The organism is Brevundimonas sp. (assembly GCF_036400995.1).
GTDB lineage: Bacteria > Pseudomonadota > Alphaproteobacteria > Caulobacterales > Caulobacteraceae > Brevundimonas.
The window spans coordinates 142,113-168,030 of the sequence record NZ_DASWWG010000059.1; the positions used below are offsets into that span (position 1 = coordinate 142,113).

Below are 25,918 nucleotides of genomic sequence, written 5' to 3' on the forward strand. Positions count from 1 at the left end.
TTGGCCGTTTCCGGCCTCAAGTAGCCGACAGGCGATAGGCCAAACAAAAGAGAAGGGGCGGCGCGAAGGCGTCGCCCCTTTTTCTATGCCCGCAACGCGGCTTCCAGCCCGCGGGCCCCGAAGGTGGTCGCCCCGCGAACCTCGGCCTGTCGCAGACAGGCGCCGTGCAGGACGGCGCGGTTCAGGGCCGCCTCGGTCAGGTTGGCGCGCTTCAGATCGGCGCCGGTCAGGTCCGCGCCCTTCAGGCTGGCGCCGGTCAGGTCCGCCGGCAACAGACGGTCGGCGGCGATCATCAACGGCCCCAGCTGGGCCTCGCGGAGGTCGGCCCCGTCCAGACGCGCCCGCGCCAGGCGCGCGCCGCGCAGGTCCGCGCCGCGCAGATTGACCGAGCGCAGGTCCGCTTCTTCCAGATGGGCGCCCTGCAACTGCACCCCGCCCATATCGAGTCCGTAGAAGACGGCCCGCTTGGCCGACAGGGCGGTCAGGTTGTAGCCGCGGATGGACTTCAGGGCCCGCAGGTCGACGCCGTCGAACACCGAGGGCTGGCCCGAAGCGCCGCCGGTCTCGCACCACTGGGCGTGCTCGGACAGCATTTCCGCGGCGGGCATCTTGCCGACCGGCTCGCCCGCCGAGCGGTCATCGGTGAGGGCGCCGGACATGTCGGCCCCGTCCGTACGCCACATGGCCGCCTTGACCCCCACCAGCACGGCGTCGCGCAGGTCGGCGCCGGTCAGGTCCGCGCCGGACAGGTCCGCGCCCGCCAGGTTGGCGCCCTTGAAGCTGGCCTGCTTCAGATTGGCCCGGACCAGCTTGCAGTCCTTCATGATGGCGTCGGAGAAGTCGGCCGCGACGGCGACCACGCCGGTCAGCTTGGAGCGCTCGAGGTTGGCCCCCGCCAGACAGGCGCCCTGGGCCAGGGTGTCCCGACTCGCCCGCGCCTCCACCACCCGGAAGCCGAGGCGGGAGTCGGCGGCGGCAATGGTGCCTTCGCGCAGGTCGGCCTCGAACAGGTCGGCGCCGGTCAGGTCCGCGCCGCGCAGGCAGGCGCCGCGCAGGTCGGCCCGGCGAAGGCTGGCGTCCCGCAGCACCGCGTCCTGCATGTCCGCGCCGAAGAAGGTGGCGTTATCCAGCCGCGCGCCGCTGAGATCGCACTCGATCAGGCAGGCGGCGGCGAAATCGGCGTCGGCGAGGTTGCGCCCGGCCAGCGACAGGCCGCTGAGATCCATCCAGGCGAAGACCGCGCGCGCGCCGCCGGGCTTGGCTTGCCACAGGCGGTCGTGCCGGGCGCAGATGGCGTCCAGTTCCTGTTGGGTGATCCGTCTTCTGACGGCAGGGGTTTGCGCGTTAGGCCCCGACATTGATCCAGAATGGCACGGCGCGCTTAAAAAAACGTGTGTTTCAGCGCGCTTACGGCCAAGCTATCGGGTCAGCAGGCCCTGGTCCGCGAGCGCGTCGGCCAGTTCGCCGGGACCGACCCACAGACGGGTGTAGCCGGCCTCGCCCAGACGCTTCAGCTCGGTCGCCAGATCCGCGCGCGACGAGGCGGCGAAACGGGCGTCGAAGCCCTCGCCGGTGTCGTTGATCCGGACCATCGGACGGCCGGTCTCGACCCGGTGGAGATAGCCTTCGTAAAGCACCGCCGCCTCCTGCGAGAGCAGGCCGGTCTCGACCTGCAGGCCCGCCTTGCGGAGCCGTTCGACCCCCCGCCCCGAGGCGAAGGGGGACGGGTCGACGGCGGCGATGACGACGCGGCTGACGCCCGCATCCATCAGGAAGTGCGAACAGGAGGTCCGGCCCGACGACCGCGCGCCGCAGGGCTCCATGGTGACGTAGGCGGTGGCGCCCTTCGCCCGATCACCGGCGGCGGGCACGGCCTGCTCCTCGGCGTGGGGACGGCCGCCGGGCGCCGTCGCGGCCTCGGAGACCACTTCGCCTTCGCTGACGATCACGCAGCCGACCGCGGGATTGGGCCAGGTCTGGCCCATCCGCGCCTTGGCGAGCGCGATGGCCCGCCCCATGAAGCGGATATCGTCCGATTCCTGCTGCGCGCTGGTCATGGCTCAGGCTCCGGCGATCGGCGGCAGGGGCGTGGCGCGATCCGCATCCAGATAGCGGGCGGCGGTCGGGGTCAGCGAGGCGTCAAGATCGATCTCCAGCGGGTTGCCGGTGGGAATCTCGACGCCGACGATCTGATCGTCCGGCACGTTGAACAGGTGTTTGACGATGGCCCGCAGCGAGTTGCCGTGGGCGGCGATCAGCACGTCCTCGCCGGCCTTCAGGCGCGGGGCGATGTCGGCGTCCCAATAGGGCAGGACGCGGTCCAGCGTGGTCTTCAGGCTTTCGGTGTCCGGGATGTCCTTGCCGGCGTAGCGGGGATCGGTCGTGAAATCCCATTCGCCGCCCGGGGCCAGCGGGGGCGGCGGGATGTCGTAGCTGCGGCGCCAGATCTTGACCTGGTCCTCGCCATGCTTCGCCGCCGTCTCGGCCTTGTCCAGCCCGGTCAGGCCGCCGTAGTGGCGCTCGTTCAGACGCCAGTCCTCGACCACCGGCACATCCTTCAGGCCCGCCGAATCCAGCGCCAGCGCGCCGGTGCGCTTGGCCCGCTTCAGCACCGAGGTGAACATCACCGCCGGATGGAAGTCGGCGCCGGCGATCAGTTCGCCGCCCTTGCGCGCCTGGGCCTCGCCTTCCGCCGTCAGGTCGACGTCGACCCAGCCGGTGAAGCGATTCTCGAGGTTCCACTGGCTCTGGCCATGGCGCAGCAGGATCAGGCGGGGCATGCAGGTCTCCGGACTTATGTGTGTCGGGCGTAGGCCCGGGGTACCGAAGGGTCAAGCTTTCGACCGCCCACGGAGTTCCACCGCGCGCCAGCACCCATGACAGTGTTCGCGCGTTGTTGCGGCTCGCGAGCGCCCGGGTCTATCAAGGCGCACCTTTCGCCGCGACCGCTTCGGTCCGGCCAATCAGGACATTCCATGCTTAAGCCCCGCGCCGACCTTCGTCCCAACACCGCCGAGTACGAGACCATCCCTCTGGTGAAGGCGACCGGCTTCCGCGAGTACGACGCGCGCTGGGTGCTGGAGAAGGAAATCAACCTGCTGGGCATCCAGGCGCTGGGTCTGGGTCTGGCGACCTATATCCACGAGATCGGCCAGCGGCCCAGGATCGTCGTCGGCCACGACTTCCGCGGCTACTCCCTGTCGGTGAAACAGGCGCTGATCCTCGGCCTGCTGGAAGGCGGGATGGAGGTGCTGGACATCGGCCTGGCCCTGTCGCCGATGGCCTATTTCGCCCAGTTCGAACTGGATGCGCCCTGCGTGGCCATGGTCACCGCCAGCCATAACGAGAACGGCTGGACCGGGGTGAAGATGGGCGCCAACCCGCCCCTGACCTTCGGCCCCGACGAGATCGGCCGCCTGAAGGAGATCGTGCTGGAGAACCAGGGCGTGTCGCGCGAGGGCGGCAAGCTGGTGCACATCGACGGCTTCCGCGAGACCTACATCAACGAGGTCGCCTCGCGGGTGAAGCTGACCCGTCCGATCAAGGTGGTCGCCGCCTGCGGCAACGGCACGGCGGGCGCCTTCGCACCCGAGGCCCTGCGCCGGATGGGCGCCGAGGTGATCGAGATGGACACCGACCTCGACTACACCTTCCCCAAATACAACCCGAACCCCGAAGACCACGCCATGCTGGTGCAGATGGCCCAGCGGGTAAAGGAAACCGGGGCCGATCTGGCGCTGGGCTTCGACGGCGACGGTGATCGCTGCGGCGTGGTGGACAACACCGGCGAGGAAATCTTCGCCGACAAGATCGGCCTGATGCTGGGCCGCGACCTGTCGGCCCTGCACCCGAACGCGACCTTCGTCGTCGATGTGAAATCGACGGGCCTGTACAAGACCGACGAGGTGCTGAAGGCCAACGGGGCCGAGACCGTCTACTGGAAGACGGGGCACAGCTACATCAAGCGCAAGACGGCCGAGCTGGGCGCGCTGGCGGGCTTCGAGAAGTCAGGCCACTTCTTCTTCAACGCCCCGCTGGGCCACGGCTATGACGACGGCATCGTCGCCGCCGGCGCCGTGCTGGCCATGCTGGACCGCAACCCGGGCAAGAGCCTGAGCGAACTGAAGACGGCGCTGCCGGACGCGTGGACGTCGCTGACGATGAGCCCGCACTGCGACGACGAGCTGAAGTACGAGGTGCTTGAGCGCATCGTGGCCGAGTACAAGGCGCTGGCCGACGCGGGCGGCGAGATCCTTGGGCGGAAGATCGTGGAGGCCATCACCGTCAACGGCGTGCGGGTGCATCTGGAAGACGGCAGCTGGGTTCTGGTCCGCGCCTCTTCGAACAAGCCCGAACTGGTCGTGGTGGTCGAGAGCATGCGATCGGAAGACGACATGCGCGCCCTGTTCCGCGAGGAAGTGAAGCCGCGTCTCGCGAAGTACGACGAGATCGGCGCCTATAACCAGGAAATCTGAGGCCGGTCGCCGGGCCTCTTTCCGACACATTGGCGCGGGCACAGTAAGCTTCACCATAAAGGGAGAAGCCGACCATGCTCGCCGCCTTCGTGACCGCCCTCGCCCTGCAGACCGCGCCTGACGCCGTCGGCTGCGCCCTGACGCCGGAGCATCTGGCGAACAATCGCACCCTGAGCTTCGAGGCCTTCGATCAGGCGGGGTCGACGCCGTGGACGGCCCGCAAGCTGGGGGAGCGCGAGTGCTACGTCGAGGCGGCGCGGGCCAGCGAGGACTATCTGCTGCACGGTCCCGAGCTGACCGAGCGCCAACGGCAGGTGGTGAGCTGGCATCTGGGCCAGTACCTGGCCTCGTCCGGCGCCGAGCTGGAGGCGGCCCGGGTGATGGCGACGACGATCCGGCGCGAGGAGATGACGCCGGACAATTTCGACTGGAACACCTACGTCCTGGGCACCCACGCCTTCCTGACCAAGGACCGGGCGGCGATGGACGCCGCGGTCGCCGCCCTGTCGGCGCAGGAGGGGATGCGCAACCAGATCAACGCCCGCGCCCTGCGCCGACTGCAGGGCTGTTTCGACCGCCCCTATCGCGAGGCCTATGCCTGCCCGGCGGAGTGATCCGGGGTTGAACCCCATCCCTGCACAGTCCAGAACCCGGTCGAACGGGAGATGTCGTGGCCGGGACAATCCAGCATGTGGTGATCGTGGGCGGCGGCTTTTCCGGCGCCATGCTGGCCGCGCGGCTGGCCGAAAGCGGCGTGGCCTCGACGATCATCGACCGGACGGGCCGGTTCGGACCGGGCCTGGCCTACGCCACCCCCTTTGACGGCCACCTGCTGAACGTCCGGGCCAACCGCATGACGGCGGTGGAGGGGCGGCCCGACGACTTCGTCCGATGGTTGGCGGAGCACCACCCCGGTCAGGCCGATCCCGAAGGCTTCGCCCCCCGGCGGCTGTACGGCCTGTATGTGCAGGATCGGCTCGCGGCCGTGGAGGCCGCCCGTCCGGGCCGGATCACCCGGATTGCCGGAGAGGTCGCGACGATTGACGACGGCGCGGTCCAGCTGTCCGACGGACAGGTCGTCTCAGGGGACGCCGTGGTCCTGGCCACCGGTAATCCGGCGCCGAAGACGGCGGCCGATGCGACCGGAAGCCGGGTCCTGTCCGACGGCTGGGCCCCGGGGGCGCTGGACCGGATCGGCCCCACCGATGACGTGATCGTGGTCGGCACGGGCCTGACCATGGTCGACATGGTGCTGTGGCTGGAGGCCCGCGGCTGGCGCGGCGTCGCGAAGACCCTGTCCCGCCGGGGGCTGATCCCGCGCGCGCACGGCGCCCGGCCGGACGCCGCAGTTCCGCCGACGGACGCCCTGCTGCACGCGACGCCCTCACGGCGGCTGCGGGAGGCCCGGTGGCTGTCGGAGCAGGCGGGCTGGCGCGGGGTGATGGAGGGGCTGCGCCCGATCACCACCGGGCTCTGGCGCGAGGCCGACGTCGCCACGCGCGCCCGCTGGCTGCGCCATCTGCGACCGTGGTGGGACGTGCACCGCCACCGGATCGCCGACCGCATAGCCGCCGCCCTGGCCGCGCTGGAGACGGCGGGCCGCCTGACCGTCTCTGCCGGAAGGGTGTCGCGGATCGCGCAGGACGCCGACGGCGTGACCCTGACCTGGAAGCCTCGCGGCGGCGGCCCGGAGGCGACGCTGACCGCGCCTTGGCTGATCGATTGCACCGGACCGGGGCATGATCCGGCGCAGGGCGCGCTGACCGGGCCGCTGCTGGCCTCGGGCCGGGCGCGGCTTGATGAACTGGGACTGGGGCTGGATCTCGACGCGCAGGGCCGCTTGTTGGGCGCCGACGGAAGGCCGGACCCGCGCCTGCTGGTGCTGGGCCCGCCCGCCCGCGCCGCCTTCTGGGAAACCATCGCCGTGCCCGACATCCGCAAGCGGATCGAGGATGTGGTGAAGACGCTGACGGACACCCCCGCATGAAACGCCTGATCGCCCAAGCCACTGTCCTGGCGGCCCTGCCGGTCCTGTCCGGCTGCGACCTGCCGTTCATGACCGCGCCGGCGCCGACGACGGCCCCGACGGCGGTCGAAAGCTGCGTCCTGCCGACCAGCCTGCCCGCCCCGCACATGGAGGCGGTCAGCCCGGACGACGTGGTCGCCGACCGCCCCATCCTGTTCCACATGCTGGCGGTGACCTGGATGCCCGAGACCTGCCGCAACGGCGGCGACGGCCAGGGCGACATGGCCTGTTCGGGGCCGAACAAATTCGGCTGGACCCTGCACGGCCTGTGGCCGAACTCTGACGGACGGCCCTATCCGCGTTACTGCCGGGCGGCGACGCGGGTGTCGGACGCCACCATCCGCGCCGAGCTGTGCCGGACGCCCTCGGTCGATCTGGTCCAGCATGAGTGGGCGGCGCACGGCACCTGCGGCTGGGATACGCCGGAAGCCTATTTCGCCCAGTCGGCCCGGATGTACGACGGGCTGGCCCGGCCGGAGCCGCGCGAGGGGATGACCGCCGGACAGCTGCGCGACGCCTTCGCCGCCGCCAACCCGGGCCTGCCGCGCGACGGGGTCTATATCGCCACCACCGACCGGGTGCGGCTGCGCGAGGTGCGCATCTGCAATGACCTGTCCTTCAACCCGCGCCCCTGCCCCGGCGGCGACGTGGGCGCGCCGGACGCGACGGTGCTGACGGTGGAGCCGGTGCGGGACTGACTGGCCTCTCCGGCGGACCCCCGATAGGCTGGCCGCACACAGGGGAGACACCATGGCCAATCCGATCGTCCGCGGCTTCCGCAAGCTGACCCAGTTCTCGGGGCGCGACACGCGCGGGGAATTCTGGCCCTACGCCGGGGTGGTGTTCGCCCTGGTCATGGTCCTGGGCGGCGGGGCCGGCGGGGTGATGATGAGCCGGATCATGGGCGAATTCGCCCCCCATGTCGTCGCGCCCGCGACGACCGCCTCATCCCTCGCGCCGTCCGACACGGTGCGGGTCGAGGTCGTGGAGACCTACCCGTCCCCCCTCGCCGTCATGCCGGACTTCACCCCCTTCTTCTGGGTGCAGGGCGCGACCGTCCTCGTCTTCATCGGGCTGCTGGCGGCGGCCGTGGTGCGGCGGCTGCACGACCGGAACCTCCCCGGCTGGTGGGGACTGGCGCCCGTGCCATTCGTGACCTTCGGCATCTTCGGCTTCCTGCTGATGCTCAAGAGCGCCATGGACACCGGCATGCCGAACTTCGCCCTGGGCGGCCTGCTGTTCCTGAACAACCTGCTCTACATGGTCACGCTGATCGGCCTGATCATCGTGCTGGCGCAGAAGGGGACGCCGGGCCCGAACCGCTACGGCGCGGCGCGCGCGTCCGGCTCCGAGCCCGAACCGGTCAGCGACTGGACCCGGGGCGGCTGAGCCCTAGCCCGCCGCCTTCACCGCCGCGCTGACGTCCGCGACCACCTGCTTCACCAGCGCCTCGTCGTCGCCTTCGGCCATGACGCGGATCAGCTTCTCGGTGCCCGAGGGGCGGACCAGCAGGCGGCCCTGACCGTTGAGACGGGCCTCGGCGTCGGCGATGGCCGCCTTGACCGCGGCGTCCTCCAGCGGCTTGCCGCCGGTGAAGCGAACGTTCTCCAGCAGTTGCGGCACCGGCTCGAACTGACGCGCCAGTTCGCTCATCGGGCGGCCGCTCTCGACCAGCACGGCCAGCACCTGCAGGGCCGACATCAGGCCGTCGCCGGTGGTGGCGTAGTCGTGCAGGATGATGTGGCCCGACTGCTCGCCGCCGACATTGAAGCCGCCGCCGCGCATCCGTTCCATGACGTAGCGGTCGCCAACCTTGGTGCGCTCCAGCGTCAGGCCCTCGGCGTTCAGCGCGCGCTCGAGGCCGAGGTTGGACATGACCGTGGCCACCAGACCGCCGCCGGTCAGCAGGCCGCGACGAGCCCAGTCCAACGCGACCATGGCCATGATCTGGTCGCCGTCAACGATCTGGCCCTTCTCGTCACAGATGATGACCCGGTCGGCGTCACCGTCCAGGGCGATGCCGATGTCGGCGCCGTGGCGCTTCACCGCCTCGGCCAGGGTGGCCGGATGGGTGGAGCCGCAGTTCTCGTTGATGTTCAGGCCGTTCGGCTCGACCCCCACGGCGATCACGTCGGCGCCGAGTTCATAGAGGGTCGTGGGCGCGACCTTGTAGCCGGCGCCGTTGGCGCAATCGACGGCGATGCGCAGGCCCTGCAGGCTCAGTCCCTTGGGGAAGCTGGCCTTGGCGATCTCGACATAGCGGGCCTGGCTGTCGTCGATGCGCTTGACCCGGCCCAGCTTGTCGGCGGGCGCAAGACCCGAACCGAGGTCCTCGTCCATCATCGACTCGATCTTCAGCTCGACCTCGTCAGACAGCTTGTAGCCGTCCGGCCCGAACAGCTTGATGCCGTTGTCCAGATAGGCGTTGTGCGAGGCCGAGATCATCACCCCGATGTCGGCCCGCATCGAACGGGTCATCATGGCCACGCCGGGGGTCGGCAGGGGCCCGAAGGTGCGCACGTCCATGCCCGCGGCCGAGAAGCCCGCGACCAGCGCCGGTTCGATCATGTAGCCGGACAGTCGGGTGTCCTTGCCGATCACAACCAGGTGACGTCGGTCGTCCGACGACATGAACATCCGGCCCGCCGCCAGCCCGACGCGCAACGCCACTTCCGGCGTCATCGGGTGGGTATTGGCGCGTCCGCGGATGCCGTCGGTGCCGAAATAGCGTCGTTCAGCCAAGTCCAGTCTTCCTTGCTCGGCGGCGCGCGTAACCTTGCGAAACCGCTTTTCAGGTGCAAATCCACGTTGTCCTCGCCTACACCGGCACGGACAGTCAGGGTCGGCTTAGACCCTCCCGCGCCGAGGTGCAAAGCGCGGAATTTCGATTTTTCCGAGGGTTTCTCTCATGTGCGGCATCATTGGCGTGACCGGAACCGGTCCGGCGGTTCCCCGTCTGATCGACAGCCTGAAGCGGCTGGAATACCGCGGCTATGACTCCGCCGGCGTGGCCGCTCTGGTGGACGGCAAGATCGAGCGCCGCCGCGCCAAGGGCAAGATCCGCGAGCTGGAGGCCGTGCTGGCCGCCGAGCCGCTGAACGCCACCATCGGCATCGGCCACACCCGCTGGGCGACCCACGGCGCGCCGACGACGGCCAACGCCCACCCGCACAAGGCGGGCCGCGTGACGCTGGTTCACAACGGCATCATCGAGAATTTCGCCGAACTGAAAGCCGAGCTGGTTGCCGAGGGCCACGCCTTCGAAAGCCAGACCGACACCGAGGTCGTCGCCCACCTGCTGGACAGCGAACTGACCAAGACCAACGATCCGCTGGTAGCCTTCAAGCGCGTGCTGGACCGCCTGACCGGCGCCTATGCGCTGGCCGTCCTGCTGGAGGGCGAGGACGGCCTGATCCTGGGCGCGCGCCGCGGCAGCCCGCTGGTCGTCGGCTGGGGCGAAGGCGAGATGTACCTGGGTTCGGACGCCCTGGCCGTCGGCCCCTTCACCCAGAAGATCAGCTATCTGGAAGAGGGCGATTTCGTCGCCATCGACCGCGACGGCGCCCGCATGTTCGACGCCTCGGGCGCGCCGGTGGATCGCCCGATCGTGCAGGTCTCGGCCTCGTCGGCCCTCGTCGAGAAGGGCGAGTACCGGCACTTCATGGAGAAGGAAATCCACGAGCAGCCGGACAGCGTGCAGCACACGCTGTCGGAGTACCTCGACTTCGTGAACGGCAAGGCCAAGGCGGGCGAGATCGACTTCGCCGCCATCGACCGCGTCCAGATCGTCGCCTGCGGCACCGCCTTCTACGCCGGCCAGATCGGCCGTTATGCGTTCGAGAAGCTGGCGGGCCTGCCGTGCGACGTCGAGATCGCGTCGGAGTTCCGCTATCGCCACCCGGCCCTGACCAAGGGCACGCTGGCGGTGGCCGTCAGCCAGTCGGGCGAGACCGCCGACACCCTGGCCAGCCTGACCTGGTGCAAGGCGCAGGGGCTGAAGACGGCCGCCCTCGTCAATGTCCACTCGTCCTCGATGGCGCGCGAGGCCCAGACCCTGTGGCCGACCCATGCCGGGCCGGAAATCGGCGTCGCCTCGACCAAGGCCTTCACGGCGCAGGTCGCTGCCCTGCTGGCCCTCGCCGTGGCGGCGGGCGTCCAGCGCGGCCGCATCGACGCCGCCACCGAGGCCGAACTGGTCAAGGCGCTGTTCGAGGCCCCGCGCCTGATCGCCGAGGCGATGAGCATGGAAGGCGACCTGAAGGCCGTCGCCCTCGACCTGTCCAAGGCGACGGACGTGCTGTTCCTGGGCCGGGGCTCGATGTTCCCGCTGGCCATGGAAGGCGCGCTGAAGCTGAAGGAGATCAGCTACATCCACGCCGAGGGCTATGCCGCCGGCGAGCTGAAGCACGGCCCGATCGCCCTGGTCGACGAGAAGACCCCGATCGTGGCCCTCGCCCCGCTGGACGAGGTGTTCGAGAAGACCGCCTCGAACCTGCAGGAAGTCGCGGCGCGCGGCGGCCCGGTGATCATGATCGCGCCGAAGTCGGCCCCCGATCCGCACGGCGCGGGCATCCGCCGCGTCGACGCCCCGGACTGCCACTCCCTGATCGCGCCGCTGATCTATGCGATCCCGGTGCAGCTGCTGGCCTATTACACCGCCGTGCAGAAGGGCACCGACGTGGACCAGCCGCGCAATCTGGCGAAGTCCGTCACCGTTGAATGATCGCTTCCTGACGCAAATACGTTAGGCTGCCCGACCCTTCTGATCAGGACTGTTCATGACCACCCAGACCCGCCGCCTGCGCAAGGCCGTGCTGCCCGTCGCTGGCCTCGGCACCCGCGTTCTGCCCGGCACCAAGACCACGCCCAAGGAACTGCTGAACGTCGTCGACCGGCCGATCCTGAGCTACATCGTCGAGGAGGCCCGTGAGGCGGGCATCGAGCACATCGTTTTCGTCACCGGCCGCTCGAAGGGCGCCATCGAGGACTATTTCGATCACCAGATCGAGCTGGAGGCCCAGCTGGCGGCCAAGGGCAAGACCGACATCCTCGAGATGATGAACGCCGAACTGGCCCAGGCCGGCGAGATGAGCTTCACCCGCCAGATGCAGCCCAAGGGGCTGGGCCACGCCGTCTGGTGCGCCCGCGACATCATCGGCGACGAACCCTTCGCGGTGATCCTGCCGGACGTGATCGTCGATGGGCAGCCGGGCGCGCTGAAGCAGCTGGCCGACGTCTATGCCGAGGTCGGCGGCAACGTCATCGGCGTCGAGCAGGTGCCGGAGAGCGAGACCCACAAATACGGCATCGTTGACCCGGACGGCCGGGACGGAAACCGCATCCATATGCGGGGCATGGTCGAGAAGCCCGCCAAGGGCACGGCGCCGTCCAACCTGTCGATCTCGGGCCGCTACATCCTGCAGCCGGAAATCTTCGACATCCTCGAGACCCAGGAACGCGGCGCGGGCGGCGAGATCCAGCTGACCGACGGCATGGCGCGCCTGATGACGCAGCAGTCCTTCACGGCGGTCGAGTACGCGGGCGTGACCCACGACTGCGGCGACAAGATCGGCCTGCTGCGCGCCAACGTCGCGCTGGCGCTGAAGCGCGCCGACCTCGGTGAGGCGGCGCGGGCGGCGATCAGCGCCCTGCTCTAGGCCCTAGGGAATCCGCGAAGCGCCGCCGTTGATCTGGCAGGCGTTGTCCGTTTCCGGGCGGCCGGTCGAAGGTCGTCCGGTCGGCACCAGTATGCCGCCGCGCTCCCGGCATTTCGCCGCGAGTTCGGCGGTCGTGTCGGGCCCCGCCCGTTCTCCGGTCGAGGCGCAGGCGGACAGGGACGCGGCGAGCGCGGCCGTCAGGACAAGGGCGCGCATGGTCAGTTCGACGGGCTGGGCGCGCGGCCCGTGCCGCCGCGGATTTCACAGACGTTGTCCTGCTGCGGACGGCCCGACTGCTGTCCGGTCGGGGCCAGGATGCCGCCGCGGGCGCGGCAGTCGTCGGCCAGACGTTGCAGCTCGGTTCCGTAACGGTCCGTGCCGGGCGTGGTCGAACAGGCGGTCAGGGCCAGTCCCAGCACGACGGGGGTGAAGGCGATCAGGGTGCGCATGGCGTTCTCCTCGGATCAGGACAATGTCGTGATCTGACCACGGTTCCGCTCAACCGCCTCGACCAGACGATCAAGGTCGGCGGGCGTGGACAGACGATGATCTCCCTCGGCCACCAGGTCCAGCGTGATGTCGCCGCCCCGGAGGCGTTCGATGAGCTCCACCTGATGACGCCACGGGACCACATCGTCCTTACGTCCCTGAAGAATGTGCACCGGCGCGGCGATCTCGATGACCCCGTCCAGCAGCAGCCAGTCGCGGGCCTCCTCGAACATCCGGCGGGTCAGGACGTACTCGCCCAGCCCCTCCTCGACGATCAGGGCCTCGCCGTCGCGCAGGATGGTCTGGCGGACATGATCCGGCAGGTCCGGCCACATCAGGCGTTCGGTGAAGTCCTGGGCCGGATTGACCAACACCAGCCCCGCCACCCGCTCCGGCCGCGCGACGGCGGCCAGCAGGGCGACCCAGCCCCCCATGGACGAGCCGACCGGAATGACCGGGCCCTCGAGGCTGTCGATCAGGGCGACGGCGTCCTCGCGCCAGCGGCCGATCGTGGCCTGACGCCAGTCGCCGGACGAAACCCCGTGGGCGAAATGATCGTAGCGGACGTAGTTCCACCCCCGCTCGCGCGCCGCCGCATCCAGCGCCAGCGCCTTGGTCCCCTCCATGTCCGAACGGAAGCCGCCGATCCAGATCACCGTCGGACCCGTCCCGGTCACCCGCTTCAGGGCCAGGGTCTCGCCGTCGGGCCGGGTCAGGCGTTCCAGATCATCCATGGCGGTTCCTCTCGCGAAAACGTTCGGGGACTGATAGCGAACCCTGACTGTCCAAGCGAAGGCCGAAAAGCGTGTCCGACCCCAAGGTCCTGTTCGTCACCTCAAACCGCATCGGCGACTGCGTCATCTCGTCGGGCGTGATCCGCGAGATCGGCCGGCAGCTGCCCGGCGCCCGGATCACCGTCGCCTGCGGCCGGCCGCCCGCCCCCTTCTTCCGCAATGCGCCGGGCGTCGAGCGGACCATCATCCTCGACAAGAAGAAGATGGCCGGACACTGGGTCGATCTGTGGAAGCAGGTGGCCGGGATCCGCTGGGACATGGTCATCGACATCCGCGGCTCGGCCCTGTCGTACCTGATCCCGGCGAAGCGGCGGGTGGTCTACAACCGGTCGTGGGAGACCGGGCTGCGCAAGGTCGAGATGGTGTCGCGCCTGACGGGCTCGGAGACCCCGCTGGACCCTGAAATCTGGCTGGACGACCAGGCGCGCGCCGAAGCCGCCGCTGTTATCGACCCGCAACTGACCGGCGGCGCGGGCCCGGGGCCGATCATCGCCCTGGCCCCCATCGCGCACCAGCCGGGCAAGAGCTGGCCCGCCGACCGCTGGGGCGCCCTCGTAGAGAAGCTGAAGGCCGACCCTCGCTTCGACGGCTGGCGCTTCATGCCCGTGGGCGGGCCGGGCGACCGTCCGCCCGCGACCCCGGCGCTTGAAGCCGCGGGCGAACGCGGCATCGACTTCGTCGGCAAGGGCGACATCCTCGCCTCGGCCGCCGCCATCGACCGCGCCGACCTGTTCGTCGGCAATGATTCCGGTCTGATGCATGTGTCGGCGGCGCTGGGCGGGCCGACGCTGGGCCTGTTCGGCCCGACCGAATGGTGGCTGTACGGCCCGTGGGGCCCGAAGACCCGTACGGCGGCCTCGAATGAAACGCGCGGGCAGTTCGCCCCGATCGAGGACCTGACGGTCGAGCATGTGTACGCTGCGGTACTGGCGCTACACGCCGACTTCATCGCGGCGGGGAAGCCCGGCACGCCTTGAAAATACGGGGTTTGGGGCTCATATAGGCCCACCCGAGGGGAACGCCGCGATTTATCGCGCGCTTCGTCTTGTCAGATTATCGACCGCTTCGACCACATAAGGAAACGACGCCCATTCGCCGTCCGATGCAAACGCCGCCCGTGAAAGACGGGCCGCCCATCAACCAGGAAATCCGCGCCACGCGCGTTCTGCTCATCGATCAGAACGGTGAGAAGCAGGGCGTGATGCCGCTGTCGGCCGCGCTTGAGGCCGCCGAGGAAGCGGGTCTGGATCTGGTCCAGATCGTCGCCAGCGCCGACACCCCGGTCTGCAAGATCCTGGACTACGGCAAGCATCGCTTCCAGGAGCAGAAGAAGAAGGCGGAGGCGCGCAAGCGCCAGAAGATCGTCGAGCTGAAAGAGATCAAGCTCCGTCCGAACATCGACACCCACGACTATGAGGTGAAGGCCAAGGCCATGCACCGCTTCTTCGACGAAGGCGACAAGGTGAAGGTCACCCTGCGCTTCCGCGGTCGTGAGATGGCGCACCCGGAACTGGGCATGAAGCTGCTCAACAAGGTGCAGGCCGACTTCGAGGAAGTGGCCAAGGTCGAATACGCCCCGCGTATGGAAGGCCGCCAGATGATCATGATCCTGGCGCCGCGCTGAGCCGCCGGTCCTGATCCGAAAAACGAAACGCCCCGGTTCGCGCCGGGGCGTTTTGCTTTAGAGAACCCGGATCAGTTGCATCCAGTCAGGGCCGTCCCCCAGTGAACCGCACCGGTCGTTCCGTTCTCGCCGCCGCCGTCGGCCTGTCCCTCGCCTCCTCCGCCCTCGCCCAGACCGCCCCGGACCCGACGACGGTGCTGCCGGACGTGCAGGCCTCGAGCTTCCGGGCCCCGAACGGACCGACCTATCTGGTCGAGCGCGCCGAAATCTCGCCCGACGGCTCGACCATCGCCTATGTCGCGGCGCGGGCGAACTACCGCAGGGTGCGGGTCGAGCGGCTGGACGGCTCACTGAGCCGGACCGCCGATCTGGAAGACACCAATCTGCGCGACCTGATGTGGGCCGGGAACGGCCACATCCTGCTGACCCTGTCGACCCAGTCGATCGACACCCTCGACGTCGACAACGGCCTGATGAGCGTGATCGCCTACAACCCGGCCACCGACGGCTACGAGACCCTGCTGCGCAACCGGACCAGCATCAACACCCTGGGCAACATCACCCCGTCGCGCATCCGCACCAATCCGCGCGTCATGGCCATCGTGTTCGAACGCCCGTCGGTGCGTCTGCGCGACGGCCGGCTGGAGGCCGTGGTCGACACCATCAGCTTCGACGGCTCGTGCCGGTATGACCTGTACAGCGTGAACCTGGACACCGCCGAACCCGCGCGCGAGGTGAAGGGCGTCCAGCGCACCGAGGCCATGATCCTGGACGAGGCCGGCGAGCCGGCGGCGCTTCAGCAGGAGGGCCGGATCAAGCTGCGCCGGGGCGCCGGCTGGCGGATCATCCCGGCCTCGCGGTTCGGCGGCGAGCCGGTCGAACTGCTGGGCCTCGGCCGGCAGGGCACCGTGCTGGTGAAGATCGGCGACGACCCGACCGCCCGTCTGGTCGAGGTCGCGCGCGACACCGGCGAGGTGGTGTCGAACCTGAACCCCGAGGGCCTGACCGAGGTGCTTCCGATCCACGACGAGCAGACCGGCGTCCTGCTGGGCCTCGTCGGCCGGGACGACGATGACCGCCACGCCCACATCTTCTTCAACGAAGCCCTCGCCCGGGACTGGCCGTCGATCATCGCCGCCTTCCCCGGAGACGACGTGCAACTGGCGTCCTGGTCGGCCGACTTCCGCAAGCTGATCGTCTACGCCGAGCGCCCGGGCGGCTCGGACTTCCATCTGGTCGATCTGGACCGCGACGACTCCCGCCTGCTGGCCCCCAGCTGGCCGCAGACCGGCTCGGAGGTTCTGGACCGCACCGGCACGGGCGCCGCCATCGACATCCGCCGCGCCGCCGCCGCCCGCATCCAGGACCCCCGCCGCCTATGCACGGACGTTCGCAGCGAGGGTTGAGCCGGTTCAACCCTTGATCGGGCGCCGAACCGACCTTTAGGTTGGTCCGGCATTTCCGTGTTGGGGGACACACCCGTGATCAAGCATCGTTCGATCGTCGCCGCGGCCGTGGCGGCGGTGCTTCTCGGCGCAGGCGCCGCCTCGGCCCAGGAGGTCGCCGCCGACCCAGCGGCCGCCGCCGCGACGGACCGCGCGCCGCTGGAAGCCTACGGCGCCCTGCCCGCCTACGACTACATCGACCTGTCCCCCAGCGGCGACCGCATGGCCTACATCACGGTCGTCGGCGACGACCGCAGCCTGATCATCAACGACCTGAGCGACATGAGCCTGATCGGCGGCGTCCGGGCCGGCGACATCAAGGTCCGCGGCCTCGGCTGGGTCGGCGAGGACTATGTCTACATCTACAGCACGGCCACCCAGGTCGGCGCCTCGATCGGCCTGCGCCGGTCCGAGCTGGCGGACGCCCAGATCTATTCGATCCCGACCCGTCGGGTGTCGATGGCCCTGAACAACACCCCCGGGGTGATGGGCAAGATCATGAGCGGTCCGATCATCCGCACTGTGGACGGCCAGCCGACGATGTTCGTCTCGGGCGCCGGCTACAGCGGTCTGGGCCTCTACCGGATCAACCTGGACACCGGCGTGGGCCGCGAGGTCATCGCCCCCGACCGCCGGGGCTCCACCCCGCTGCTGGACGCCGCGGGCGCGCCGGTGGTGCGGATCCAGTACGACGGCGAGGAATGGGCCCTGCAGGCGATGCGCGGCGGCTTCTGGCGCACCGTCTGGCGCACCGACGCCCGCATCGACACCCCCGGACTGGCGGGCTTCGGCCAGACCACCGACAGCGTCATCCTGTACGGTACGATCGACGGCCGCCCCGAAGGCTACTACGCCGTCGAACTGGCCACCGGGACCATCTCGGACCTGCCGTTCGAGGGCAAGCCGACCAATCTGATGCACCATCCGGAAACCGGGCTGCTGATCGGCGCGCGGACGCTGGCCGACGACGATTCCGAGCGCTGGCAGTTCCTCGATCCCGTGGCGGAACGCACCTGGCGGACGATCCAGAGCACCTTCCGCGGCAAGCAGATCCGTCTGACCGCCTGGTCGAACGACATGCGCCAGATCGTCGTCCACACCCAGGGCCCGGGCGACTCGGGCACCTACCAGCTGGTCGACCTGGATCGCCGCACGGCGGAGATCATCGGCGAGGAATACCCCTCGATCACCGGCGCCCGCGTCGGCGAGGTGCGGGCGGTCAGCTATCCGGCCGCCGACGGCATGGTCATCCCCGGCTACATGACCCTCCCGCCCGGCGTCACCGAGCCCCGCAACCTGCCGCTGGTGGTCCTGCCGCACGGCGGACCGGCGTCGCGCGACTACATGGGCTTCGACTGGTGGGCGCAGGCGCTGGCCTCGCGCGGCTATGTCGTCCTGCAGCCGAACTTCCGCGGCTCGGACGGTCTGGGCACGGCCCACCTCGAGGCCGGCTACGGCCAGTGGGGCCGCAAGATGCAGACCGACCTGTCGGACGGCGTCCGCTATCTGGCGAGCGAAGGCATCATCGATCCGGCGCGCGTCTGCATCGTGGGCGCCAGCTACGGCGGCTACGCGGCCATGGCCGGCCCGACCCTGGACCCGGGCGTCTACCGCTGCGCCGTCTCGGTGGCCGGGGTGTCGGACCTGCGCCGCATGGTGCTGTGGGAAGCCGAGCAGGGCGGCCGACGCGACTCGCCGGTCGTCCGCTACTGGAACCGCTTCATGGGCGCGGACCGGCTGGGCGACAGCGACCTGAACCCGATCTCTCCGGCCTGGCAGGCGGCCCGCGCCGACGCCCCGATCCTGCTGCTGCACGGCCGGGACGACACCGTGGTGCCGTTCGAGCAGAGCCAGATCTTCGCCGACGCCCTGCGCCGGGCGGGCAAGCCCTATGAGCTGATCGAACTGTCAGGCGAGGACCACTGGCTGTCGCGGCCGGAAACCCGTCACCGGATGCTGGCCGAGATGGTCCGCTTCCTGGAGACCCACAACCCGCCGCAATAGGCTCCGGAGTCAGACTCTGCTTGCGTTTGCGCCCCGCTTCGCCTAGAAGCCGCGCCTTCGCGTACCGAACCGCCGGGCGAACAGGCATGCCTGGGCGGTTCTTAATCAGGGCGATCACCTTCGGGCTCAAGTAGCTCGAAGAGCGGTAGCCCACTCAAAAGAGAGAGTGAAAATGCCGAAGCTGAAGACGAAGTCGGGCGCCAAGAAGCGCTTCAAATTCACCGCCACGGGCAAGGTCAAGGCCGGCGTCGCCGGTAAGCGCCACCGCCTGATCAGCCACAACTCGAAGTACATCCGCCAGAACCGCGGCACTTCGGTCATGGCCGACGCCGACGCCAAGAAGATCAAGTCCTACATGCCGTACGCCTGATCGGCGCACGCAGCAGACTGATCCAACCGCAACGAATTTGAACGACAGTCCCTCAAGCAGCGAGACCCCGCGGGTCGAGCGGTAGGGACTTCCCGATAAAGAGAAAACATCATGGCTCGCGTTACCCGGGGCGTTACGTCCCACGCCAAGCACAAGAAGGTTCTGAAGCAGGCCAAGGGCTTCTACGGCCGCCGCAAGAACACCATCCGCACCGCCAAGGCCGCCGTTGATCGCGCCGGCCAGTACGCCTACCGCGACCGTCGCACCAAGAAGCGCAACTTCCGCGCCCTGTGGATCCAGCGCATCAACGCCGCGGCCCGCATCGAAGGCTTCACCTACTCGCAGTTCATCAACGGCCTGAACAAGGCCGGCATCGAACTGGACCGCAAGGTTCTGGCCGCCATGGCCGCCGACGAAGCCGGCTTCAAGGCGATCGCCGACAAGGTCCGCGCCGCCCTCGCCTAATCGGCTCAGGCAAGCGATCTGAAACACGCCCGCTCCGGCTCGCCGGGGCGGGCGTTTTCGTATCTGCTGGCCGTCGGGCGTGACGAAAGCGTCCGCGCCCGCTAGACGACTGCCCACAATGACCGATCTCGCCCAACTCGAACTCGACCTGATCAACGCCATCGGCTCGGCGGAGACCGCCGCCGCCGTCGAGGACATCCGCGTCGCCGCCCTCGGCAAGTCCGGCTCCATCTCCGGCCTGCTGAAAGGCATGGGCGCGATGAGCCCCGACGAGCGCCGCGAACAGGGTCCGAAGATCAACGGCCTGCGCGACCGCGTGCAGTCCGCCCTGACCGCCCGCAAGGCCGATCTGGAAGCCGCCGAGCTGGACGCCCGGCTGAAGGCCGAGCACGTCGACCTGACCCTGCCGCCGCGCCCGCGCCGGACCGGCAGCGTGCACCCGACCATGCAGGTCATGGACGAGATGGTCGCCATCTTCGCCGACATGGGCTTCGCGGTCGCCGAGGGTCCGGACGTCGAGGACGACTTCCACAACTTCACCGCCCTGAACTTCCCGCCCAAGCATCCGGCGCGGGAGATGCACGACACCTTCTTCCTGAAGCCCGACCCGGAAACGGGCGAGCGCAAGGTCCTGCGCACCCACACCAGCCCGGTGCAGGTGCGGACCATGATGAGCCAGACGCCGCCGATCCGGATCATCGCGCCGGGCCGGACCTTCCGGAAGGACAGTGACGCCACCCACACCCCGATGTTCCATCAGGTCGAGGGTCTGGTGATCGACAAGGGCATCCACATGGGCCACCTGAAGTGGACGCTGGAGACCTTCGTCGCCCGCTTCTTCGAGCTGGACGGCGTCGACGCCCGCTTCCGTCCGCACCACTTCCCCTTCACCGAGCCGTCGGCCGAAATGGACATCCGCTGCGACCGCTCGGGCGGCGAGCTGAAGCTGAACACCGGCGACAGCTGGATGGAGATCCTGGGCTGCGGGATGGTGCATCCCAATGTCCTGCGCGCCTGCGGCATCGACCCGGACGAATACCAGGGCTTCGCCTTCGGCATGGGCGTGGATCGTCTGGCGATGCTGAAATACGGCATCTCGGACCTGCGCCCCATGTTCGAGGCCGACACCCGGTGGCTGGCCCACTACGGCTTCTCCGCCTTCGCCGCGCCGAACCCGGCCAGCGGCCTGAGCTGAACCCCATTTTCGAGAACGAGACGACAGTCATGACCGATACCGCCCCCACCCTGAAGATCGACCCGTCCGTCGCCGAGCGCACCACGTTCGAGAAGGAAGCCGTTTGGCTGCCGCTGTTCGCCATGAGCAACATCCAGGCGGGCAAGACGCTGATCGACGGCAAGACCTTCACCGACTGCCTGATCGAGGGCCCGGCGGTTCTGTTCGCCACCGACAACGTCCACTTCGAAGGCTGCAACCTGGGCATCACCGACAACGGCAAGAACCTGCTGCTGCAGACCGTCGGCGAGAAGGTCACCGGCGTGGTGCCGTTCGCCAACACCCGCTTCGTGCGCTGCCGCTTCGTCGGCATCGGCTTCACCGGCCACCCCGACTTCCTGTCGCAGATCGCTGACAACCTGAAGATCACCAGCGAGGACGCGTGAAGTTCACCCTTTCCTGGCTGACGGACCACCTGGACACCGGGGCTGACGTCTCGGCGGTGGCCGACGCCATGACCATGGCCGGGCTGGAGGTCGAGGACGTCCACGATCCGGTCGCGGCCCTCGCCCCGTTCAGCGTGGCGAAGATCATCTCGGCCGAACGCCACCCCAACGCCGACCGCCTGCAGGTCTGCCAGGTGGAGACCGTCGACGGCCTGAAGGAAATCGTCTGCGGCGCCCCGAACGCGCGCGCGGGCCTGACCACCATCTACGCCCCCATCGGCGCCTATGTGCCGGGACTGGGCGTGACCCTGGTCGAGAAGCCGGTCCGCGGCGTGGTCTCGAACGGCATGCTGTGCTCGGCCGCCGAGCTGGAGCAGCCGGGCGAGAGCGACGGCATCCTGGAGCTGGGCGACGACCTGCAGGTCGGCACGCCCGCCGCCGGCGTCTTCGGCGCCGAGCCGGTCATCGACTTTGAAGTGACCCCGAACCGCCCCGACTGGCTGGGCGTGGCGGGCATCGCCCGTGACCTGGCCGCCGCCGGTCTGGGCGTGCTGAAGACCCCCGCCATCGAACCGGTCGCCGGAAGCTTCGCCTCGCCGGTCACGGTGCGCATCGATGCGCCGGAGCTGTGCCCAGTCTTCGCCGGCCGCACGATCCGCGGTGTGAAGAACGGCCCCTCGCCCGAGTGGCTGAAGCGCCGTCTGGAGGCCATCGGCCTGCGCTCGATCAACCGGCTGGTGGATATCACCAACCTGATCTCCTACGACCGCGCCCGCCCGCTGCACGTCTATGACATCGCCAAGCTGTCGGGCGACCAGATCGTGGTCCGCGCCGGACAGGTCGCGAAGGACACGGGCGAGCACGAGCACCTGATCGCGCTGGACGGCAAGACCTACACCGTCGACCCGTCGATGTGCGTCATCTCCGACGCCGCCGGCGAACGCCCCATCGGCCTTGGCGGCGTCATGGGCGGCGAGAGCACGGGCTGTTCGGACGAGACCGTCGACGTCTTTGTCGAGAGCGCCTGGTTCGACCCCATCGTCATCGCCCAGACGGGCCGCACCCTGGCCCTGACCTCGGACGCCCAGTACCGGTTCGCGCGCGGCGTGGACACGGCGTCGGTCGTGCCGGGCGTCGAGCTGGCCACGAAGCTGATCCTCGAGCTCTGCGGCGGCGAGCCGTCCGAAGTGACTGTCGCCGGTCAGGCGCCGGCCGTACCGACCGCCTTCGCCTTCGACCCCGCCCGCGTCGGCTCGCTGACCGGCCTGTCGCTGACGGACGACCGCATCGCCGACATCCTGATCGCCCTCGGCTTCACCGTGGACCGCGCCTCGCCGTGGTCGGTGACCCCGCCGTCGTGGCGCCGGGACGTGGAAGGCCCCGCCGATCTGGTGGAAGAGGTCGCCCGCATCGAGGGCTTCGACAAGCTGCCGACCACCCCGCTGCCCGATCAGGGCGCCCCGTCGAAGGGCGTGCTGAACCCGCGTCAGGCGCGCGTGCGTCTGGCCCGCCGGGCGCTGGCCGCCATGGGCTATGCCGAGGCCGTCACCTGGTCCTTCACCAAACAGTCGATCGCGGCCCTGTTCGGCGGCGGCGATGAGAAGCTGGTGCTGGAGAACCCCATCGCGGCCGATCTGGACTGCATGCGGCCCTCGGCCCTGCCGAACCTGATCCAGGCGGCGGCGCGCAACGCCGCGCGCGGCCACGCCGACGCGGCCCTGTTCGAGATCGGTCCGATCTATCTGGACGACCAGCCGAACGGCCAGCGGACCGTCATCGCCGGTCTGGTCGCCCCGCGCGCGGCCCGTCACTGGGGCGGCGCGCCGGAAGACGCGCTGTTCGCGCTGAAGGGCGACCTGATCGCCCTGCTGGACCAGTTGGGCGCCCCGACGGCGTCGCTGCAGCTGGTTCAGGGCCAGAACCGCGACTGGTGGCACCCGGGCCGCTCGGCCCGTCTGCAGCTGGGTCCGAAGAACGTCATGGTCGAGTTCGGCGCCCTGCACCCGCGCGTGCTCAAGGCGCTGGACGCCGACGCGCCCATGCTGGCCTTCGAGATCGTGCTGGACGCGGTCCCCGAGCCGCGCGGCGCGAAGTCCAAGGCGCGCGGCAAGGCCGGTCTGTCGACCCTGATGCCGCTGACCCGCGACTTCGCCTTCGTGGTCGAGGAAGCCAAGGCCACCGGCGATCTGGTGCGCGCCGTGGCCGGGGTCGACAAGGCCCTGATCTCGGACGTCCGGGTCTTCGACGTCTATCGCGGCAAGGGCGTGGACGAGGGCTTCAAGTCGGTGGCGCTGGAGGTCGAACTCCAGCCCGTCGAGGCGACGCTGACCGACGCGGAGATCGAGGCGCTGACCGCCAGGGTCGTCGCCGCGGCGACCAAGCTGGGCGCGACGCTGCGGAGCTGACGGGGTGGTGCACGGGGGGCTAGTGGCTAGTGGCTAGTGGCTAATGTTCGGGGGTTCGATCGATGCGGAAGGGCGGCGCTCACGGCGCCGTCGCACGCTGGTGGCCAGCCACTCGTCACTAGCCACTTCCCATCCGCAAATGCCCGAAGACTGCCTCCGCCCTCAACGGAGCCCACCAGCAATCTCCCGTTAACTTTACGGCCCCAAGGCTGACGCAAAGCCCGGCGACGCTGGGTTCAGCGCCCGCGATAGTCGGGTGAACCGATCCCGGAGCCAGACCATGCACCGCCGCCACCTGATCCAGTCCGGCCTCGCGCTCGGCGCGACCTCCGCCCTCGGCGCCTGCGCCACCGCCGGCCCGAGCAATCCGAACTATCCGATCCGCTCGGACGAGACGGCTCCCGCCTACACCTCGGACGAACTGATCGCCGCCGGCTCGCGTGAGCTGGGCATCGCCGCCGAAGCCATCGGCGGCGCCATCGAGCGCATCTTCGCCGACCAGGGCGACGCCCCCACCGCCTATATCGCGGGCGAGGAAGCCTCCGGCGCCGCCGGCGTCGGCCTGCGCTACGGCCGCGGCGCCCTGCACATGAAGGACCTGTCGGCCTCGCAGGAAGTGTTCTGGCAGGGCATCTCGATCGGCTGGGACGTCGGCGGCAACGGCAGCCGGGTCTTCACCCTGGTCTACGGCCTGTACCACCCCGACATGATCTACCGCCGCTACCCCGGCGTGGAAGGTTCGGCCTATCTGATCGGCGGTCTGGGCGTGAACTACCAGCGCGCCGACGGCATCGTCCTGGCCCCCATCCGCACGGGCGTCGGCCTGCGCCTCGGCGCCAACGTCGGCACCATGGCCTACAGCCGCCAGCGCAACATCCTTCCTTTCTAAGGAAGGGCGCTACCGCTCGCGACGCGGTCGCTCACTGCTTGAGCGCAATTCAGATCACTGCCTGACGATCAGCCTGCGCGAAGCGCCAGGCCGCGTCGGGTCGGGAGGTCCCGGAGGGCCGACGACCGCGGCCCAACAAAAATGCGCTCATCCACGCTCGTGGATGAGCGCCTCGAGCCCTTCGCGCCAGCCCGGATATTTCGGCCTCCAGCCCAGCTCCGCCTTGGCCCTGGCGTTCGAGAGGCGTTTGGAGTCGCGGTAGAAGCGGCGCATGGCGTCCGACACCGACGGATCGTCCAGATCGACCTCGGGCGGCAGAGGCAGGCCCAGCCGTTTCGCCGCCCCCTCGATGACCACGTCCGCCGCAGAAGGCTCGTCGTCGCACAGGGTGTAGGCGGCGCCGGGGTGTGGGCGCGCCATGGAGGCGAACAGGCCCGACACCGCGTCGTCCACATGCACACGGTTGAAGATCTGCCCCGGCTTGCGGACGATCCGCGCCGTGCCGTCGCGCAGGCGGTCCAGCGGCGAGCGGCCAGGGCCGTAGAGGGCGGGCAGGCGGAACAGCTGGACCGTCAGCCCCATGCCCCGCCCGGCGTCCAGCCAGTCCCGCTCGGCCCGGACGCGGCGCGCGCCCTCCAGGCTGGCGGCGTTCAGCTCGTCATCCTCGAAGGCCCAACCGCCCGCGCGGTCGCCGAAGACGGCGGTCGAGGAGACATAGCCTATCCAGTCGGGCCAGGCGCCCGAGGCGGTGATGGCCGGGATCAGGGCCTTGAGCCCCGGGCAGCCGTGGGCATCCGGCGGCGCGGTGACCAGCAGGGCCGAGGCGCCGGCCACGGCGTTCGCCAGCGCGGCCTCGTCCGCCGGATCGACGGCGCCGATCCCGTCGGCCTCAAGCGCGCCGCGAGTGTCGGGATCGCGCGAGGTGGCGACGGCCCGGCCGCCGCGACGGATGGCCTCGAGCGCCGCCGCGCGGCCCAGCCAGCCGCCGCCGAAGACCAGCAGCGAAACGGGCGGGGCGGCGTCGGACATCAGACCTCAGGCGGAACGGACGTGGTTCTCGACGCCGCCCGTCGAAACGGTGACGCTTTCGCTCTTCAGCGCTTCGGCGCGCTTCCCGTTCCAGCTGGAGACGCAGGGAATCTTCGTCAGATCGGCCCGGTCGGCATAGCGGCGGGCGATTTCGGTCACGTCCTGCATCAGCCCCTCGGCGAGGGTGATCGGCTTCAGGCCCAGTTCCCTGAACTGGTCATTGGCCACGACCAGCTCGTTCTCGTCGGCTTCCTGACGCGGATTGGGGACGTTGTGGACCTCGGCGCCGGTCATGCCCGCCACCATGGCCGCCAGATCGCGCACGCGGCGGCTCTCGGTCATCTGGTTCAGGATCTTCACCCGCTCGCCCGACTTCGGCGGGTTCTTCAGGGCCAGCTCGACGCAGCGCACGGTGTCCTGGATGTGGATGAAGGCCCGCGTCTGCCCGCCCGAGCCGTGGACGGTCAGCGGATAGCCGACCGCCTCCTGCATCAGGAAGCGGTTCAGCACCGTGCCGTAGTCGCCGTCATAGTCGAAGCGGTTGATCAGCCGCTCGTCCTTGCGGGTCTCCTCGGTCTGGGCGCCCCAGACGATGCCCTGGTGCAGGTCGGTGATCCGGACGCCGT

General features: G+C 69.5%; 26 protein-coding genes. 17 read left to right on the top strand and 9 right to left on the bottom strand.

What is annotated here, in order from left to right:
* Nucleotides 1-83: 83 nt before the first annotated feature.
* Genes VGE03_RS09155 through gpmA form a run of 3 tightly spaced genes read right to left on the bottom strand, consistent with a single transcriptional unit; the run spans nucleotide 84 to nucleotide 2,780 of the window.
* A complete protein-coding gene (locus tag VGE03_RS09155) occupies nucleotides 84-1,358 on the bottom strand; it encodes a pentapeptide repeat-containing protein (protein WP_331046173.1) in 1,275 nt (424 codons plus the stop codon).
* 60 nt (nucleotides 1,359-1,418) lie between these two features.
* Complete coding sequence (gene ribD, locus VGE03_RS09160) at nucleotides 1,419-2,057, bottom strand: bifunctional diaminohydroxyphosphoribosylaminopyrimidine deaminase/5-amino-6-(5-phosphoribosylamino)uracil reductase RibD (RefSeq protein WP_331046174.1); 639 nt, start codon at nucleotides 2,055-2,057, stop codon at nucleotides 1,419-1,421.
* Between the two features lie 3 nt (nucleotides 2,058-2,060).
* The gene (gene gpmA, locus VGE03_RS09165; protein WP_331046175.1) at nucleotides 2,061-2,780 is read right to left on the bottom strand and encodes a 2,3-diphosphoglycerate-dependent phosphoglycerate mutase; all 720 of its coding nucleotides are present in this window, start codon (nucleotides 2,778-2,780) and stop codon (nucleotides 2,061-2,063) included.
* 195 nt (nucleotides 2,781-2,975) lie between these two features.
* Here gpmA and VGE03_RS09170 point away from each other — a divergent pair, with 195 nt between their 5' ends.
* The 5 genes from VGE03_RS09170 to VGE03_RS09190 all read left to right on the top strand — a co-directional run bounded on the left by VGE03_RS09170 (nucleotide 2,976) and on the right by VGE03_RS09190 (nucleotide 7,890).
* Nucleotides 2,976-4,475, top strand: a complete 1,500-nt coding sequence (locus VGE03_RS09170; RefSeq protein WP_331046176.1) for a phosphomannomutase/phosphoglucomutase — start codon at nucleotides 2,976-2,978, stop codon at nucleotides 4,473-4,475.
* 74 nt (nucleotides 4,476-4,549) lie between these two features.
* Nucleotides 4,550-5,089: a hypothetical protein gene (locus tag VGE03_RS09175; RefSeq protein ID WP_331046177.1), complete on the top strand. Its 540-nt coding sequence runs from the start codon at nucleotides 4,550-4,552 to the stop codon at nucleotides 5,087-5,089.
* Nucleotides 5,090-5,145: 56 nt separating this feature from the next.
* Nucleotides 5,146-6,462 carry an FAD/NAD(P)-binding protein gene (locus VGE03_RS09180; RefSeq protein ID WP_331046178.1) on the top strand — a complete coding sequence of 439 codons (1,317 nt, stop codon included), beginning with the start codon at nucleotides 5,146-5,148 and terminating at the stop codon, nucleotides 6,460-6,462.
* Nucleotides 6,459-7,199, top strand: coding sequence for a ribonuclease T2 family protein (locus tag VGE03_RS09185; protein WP_331046179.1), 741 nt, complete (start codon nucleotides 6,459-6,461; stop codon nucleotides 7,197-7,199). The genes VGE03_RS09180 and VGE03_RS09185 overlap by 4 nt, the downstream gene beginning before the upstream one ends.
* Before the next feature lie 52 nt (nucleotides 7,200-7,251).
* Nucleotides 7,252-7,890, top strand: a complete 639-nt coding sequence (locus VGE03_RS09190; RefSeq protein WP_331046180.1) for a DUF805 domain-containing protein — start codon at nucleotides 7,252-7,254, stop codon at nucleotides 7,888-7,890.
* 3 nt (nucleotides 7,891-7,893) lie between these two features.
* Here VGE03_RS09190 and glmM read toward each other — a convergent pair whose 3' ends face one another.
* A complete protein-coding gene (gene glmM, locus VGE03_RS09195) occupies nucleotides 7,894-9,243 on the bottom strand; it encodes a phosphoglucosamine mutase (RefSeq protein ID WP_331046181.1) in 1,350 nt (449 codons plus the stop codon).
* Between the two features lie 166 nt (nucleotides 9,244-9,409).
* On the opposite strand from glmM, the gene glmS reads away from it, so the two are divergent.
* The gene (gene glmS, locus VGE03_RS09200) at nucleotides 9,410-11,224 is read left to right on the top strand and encodes a glutamine--fructose-6-phosphate transaminase (isomerizing) (protein ID WP_331046182.1); all 1,815 of its coding nucleotides are present in this window, start codon (nucleotides 9,410-9,412) and stop codon (nucleotides 11,222-11,224) included.
* 55 nt (nucleotides 11,225-11,279) lie between these two features.
* A complete protein-coding gene (gene galU / locus VGE03_RS09205) occupies nucleotides 11,280-12,158 on the top strand; it encodes a UTP--glucose-1-phosphate uridylyltransferase GalU (RefSeq protein WP_331046183.1) in 879 nt (292 codons plus the stop codon).
* Nucleotides 12,159-12,161: 3 nt separating this feature from the next.
* Here galU and VGE03_RS09210 read toward each other — a convergent pair whose 3' ends face one another.
* The 3 genes from VGE03_RS09210 to VGE03_RS09220 are packed head-to-tail and all read right to left on the bottom strand — an operon-like array spanning nucleotide 12,162 to nucleotide 13,381.
* Nucleotides 12,162-12,374 carry a hypothetical protein gene (locus tag VGE03_RS09210; protein ID WP_331046184.1) on the bottom strand — a complete coding sequence of 71 codons (213 nt, stop codon included), beginning with the start codon at nucleotides 12,372-12,374 and terminating at the stop codon, nucleotides 12,162-12,164.
* Between the two features lie 2 nt (nucleotides 12,375-12,376).
* Nucleotides 12,377-12,607: a hypothetical protein gene (locus VGE03_RS09215; RefSeq protein WP_331046185.1), complete on the bottom strand. Its 231-nt coding sequence runs from the start codon at nucleotides 12,605-12,607 to the stop codon at nucleotides 12,377-12,379.
* Between the two features lie 15 nt (nucleotides 12,608-12,622).
* A complete protein-coding gene (locus VGE03_RS09220; RefSeq protein ID WP_331046186.1) occupies nucleotides 12,623-13,381 on the bottom strand; it encodes an alpha/beta hydrolase in 759 nt (252 codons plus the stop codon).
* A 71-nt stretch (nucleotides 13,382-13,452) separates the two neighbouring features.
* Between VGE03_RS09220 and VGE03_RS09225 the strand changes: the two genes are divergently transcribed.
* The 10 genes from VGE03_RS09225 to VGE03_RS09270 all read left to right on the top strand — a co-directional run bounded on the left by VGE03_RS09225 (nucleotide 13,453) and on the right by VGE03_RS09270 (nucleotide 24,263).
* Nucleotides 13,453-14,418: a glycosyltransferase family 9 protein gene (locus VGE03_RS09225; RefSeq protein WP_331046187.1), complete on the top strand. Its 966-nt coding sequence runs from the start codon at nucleotides 13,453-13,455 to the stop codon at nucleotides 14,416-14,418.
* A 125-nt stretch (nucleotides 14,419-14,543) separates the two neighbouring features.
* The gene (infC, locus tag VGE03_RS09230) at nucleotides 14,544-15,065 is read left to right on the top strand and encodes a translation initiation factor IF-3 (RefSeq protein ID WP_331046188.1); all 522 of its coding nucleotides are present in this window, start codon (nucleotides 14,544-14,546) and stop codon (nucleotides 15,063-15,065) included.
* A 101-nt stretch (nucleotides 15,066-15,166) separates the two neighbouring features.
* Entirely contained in the window at nucleotides 15,167-16,471 is a 1,305-nt protein-coding gene (locus tag VGE03_RS09235) for a hypothetical protein (protein ID WP_331046189.1), read from the top strand.
* Between the two features lie 75 nt (nucleotides 16,472-16,546).
* Entirely contained in the window at nucleotides 16,547-18,514 is a 1,968-nt protein-coding gene (locus tag VGE03_RS09240) for a S9 family peptidase (RefSeq protein ID WP_331046190.1), read from the top strand.
* Nucleotides 18,515-18,686: 172 nt separating this feature from the next.
* The gene (gene rpmI, locus VGE03_RS09245) at nucleotides 18,687-18,884 is read left to right on the top strand and encodes a 50S ribosomal protein L35 (protein ID WP_003166435.1); all 198 of its coding nucleotides are present in this window, start codon (nucleotides 18,687-18,689) and stop codon (nucleotides 18,882-18,884) included.
* Between the two features lie 111 nt (nucleotides 18,885-18,995).
* On the top strand, nucleotides 18,996-19,349 hold the full coding sequence (gene rplT, locus VGE03_RS09250) for a 50S ribosomal protein L20 (RefSeq protein WP_331046191.1): 354 nt from the start codon (nucleotides 18,996-18,998) through the stop codon (nucleotides 19,347-19,349).
* Between the two features lie 118 nt (nucleotides 19,350-19,467).
* Nucleotides 19,468-20,544: a phenylalanine--tRNA ligase subunit alpha gene (gene pheS / locus VGE03_RS09255; protein ID WP_331046192.1), complete on the top strand. Its 1,077-nt coding sequence runs from the start codon at nucleotides 19,468-19,470 to the stop codon at nucleotides 20,542-20,544.
* A 29-nt stretch (nucleotides 20,545-20,573) separates the two neighbouring features.
* Nucleotides 20,574-20,969, top strand: a complete 396-nt coding sequence (locus tag VGE03_RS09260) for a hypothetical protein (RefSeq protein WP_331046193.1) — start codon at nucleotides 20,574-20,576, stop codon at nucleotides 20,967-20,969.
* Entirely contained in the window at nucleotides 20,966-23,374 is a 2,409-nt protein-coding gene (gene pheT, locus VGE03_RS09265) for a phenylalanine--tRNA ligase subunit beta (RefSeq protein WP_331046194.1), read from the top strand. Before VGE03_RS09260 ends, pheT begins: the two co-directional genes overlap by 4 nt.
* A 280-nt stretch (nucleotides 23,375-23,654) precedes the next feature.
* Entirely contained in the window at nucleotides 23,655-24,263 is a 609-nt protein-coding gene (locus VGE03_RS09270; protein ID WP_331046195.1) for a DUF1134 domain-containing protein, read from the top strand.
* A gap of 147 nt (nucleotides 24,264-24,410) precedes the next feature.
* Here VGE03_RS09270 and VGE03_RS09275 read toward each other — a convergent pair whose 3' ends face one another.
* Nucleotides 24,411-25,292, bottom strand: a complete 882-nt coding sequence (locus VGE03_RS09275) for an SDR family NAD(P)-dependent oxidoreductase (protein ID WP_331046196.1) — start codon at nucleotides 25,290-25,292, stop codon at nucleotides 24,411-24,413.
* 6 nt (nucleotides 25,293-25,298) lie between these two features.
* The coding region (locus VGE03_RS09280; protein ID WP_331046197.1) for an NAD-dependent epimerase/dehydratase family protein at nucleotides 25,299-25,918 on the bottom strand (620 nt) is incomplete at its 5' end.

Bases quoted from the DNA above. Each gene is read 5' to 3' on its own strand.
- infC (WP_331046188.1), top strand. From the start codon at position 14,544: ATGCAAACGCCGCCCGTGAAAGACGGGCCGCCCATCAACCAGGAAATC.
- VGE03_RS09270 (WP_331046195.1), top strand. From the start codon at position 23,655: ATGCACCGCCGCCACCTGATCCAGTCCGGCCTCGCGCTCGGCGCGACC.
- rplT (WP_331046191.1), top strand. From the start codon at position 18,996: ATGGCTCGCGTTACCCGGGGCGTTACGTCCCACGCCAAGCACAAGAAG.
- pheS (WP_331046192.1), top strand. From the start codon at position 19,468: ATGACCGATCTCGCCCAACTCGAACTCGACCTGATCAACGCCATCGGC.
- VGE03_RS09220 (WP_331046186.1), bottom strand. From the start codon at position 13,381: ATGGATGATCTGGAACGCCTGACCCGGCCCGACGGCGAGACCCTGGCC.
- VGE03_RS09275 (WP_331046196.1), bottom strand. From the start codon at position 25,292: ATGTCCGACGCCGCCCCGCCCGTTTCGCTGCTGGTCTTCGGCGGCGGC.
- VGE03_RS09170 (WP_331046176.1), top strand. From the start codon at position 2,976: ATGCTTAAGCCCCGCGCCGACCTTCGTCCCAACACCGCCGAGTACGAG.
- galU (WP_331046183.1), top strand. From the start codon at position 11,280: ATGACCACCCAGACCCGCCGCCTGCGCAAGGCCGTGCTGCCCGTCGCT.
- VGE03_RS09155 (WP_331046173.1), bottom strand. From the start codon at position 1,358: ATGTCGGGGCCTAACGCGCAAACCCCTGCCGTCAGAAGACGGATCACC.
- VGE03_RS09210 (WP_331046184.1), bottom strand. From the start codon at position 12,374: ATGCGCGCCCTTGTCCTGACGGCCGCGCTCGCCGCGTCCCTGTCCGCC.
- VGE03_RS09185 (WP_331046179.1), top strand. From the start codon at position 6,459: ATGAAACGCCTGATCGCCCAAGCCACTGTCCTGGCGGCCCTGCCGGTC.
- gpmA (WP_331046175.1), bottom strand. From the start codon at position 2,780: ATGCCCCGCCTGATCCTGCTGCGCCATGGCCAGAGCCAGTGGAACCTC.
- glmS (WP_331046182.1), top strand. From the start codon at position 9,410: ATGTGCGGCATCATTGGCGTGACCGGAACCGGTCCGGCGGTTCCCCGT.
- VGE03_RS09190 (WP_331046180.1), top strand. From the start codon at position 7,252: ATGGCCAATCCGATCGTCCGCGGCTTCCGCAAGCTGACCCAGTTCTCG.
- rpmI (WP_003166435.1), top strand. From the start codon at position 18,687: ATGCCGAAGCTGAAGACGAAGTCGGGCGCCAAGAAGCGCTTCAAATTC.
- VGE03_RS09175 (WP_331046177.1), top strand. From the start codon at position 4,550: ATGCTCGCCGCCTTCGTGACCGCCCTCGCCCTGCAGACCGCGCCTGAC.
- VGE03_RS09260 (WP_331046193.1), top strand. From the start codon at position 20,574: ATGACCGATACCGCCCCCACCCTGAAGATCGACCCGTCCGTCGCCGAG.
- VGE03_RS09215 (WP_331046185.1), bottom strand. From the start codon at position 12,607: ATGCGCACCCTGATCGCCTTCACCCCCGTCGTGCTGGGACTGGCCCTG.
- ribD (WP_331046174.1), bottom strand. From the start codon at position 2,057: ATGACCAGCGCGCAGCAGGAATCGGACGATATCCGCTTCATGGGGCGG.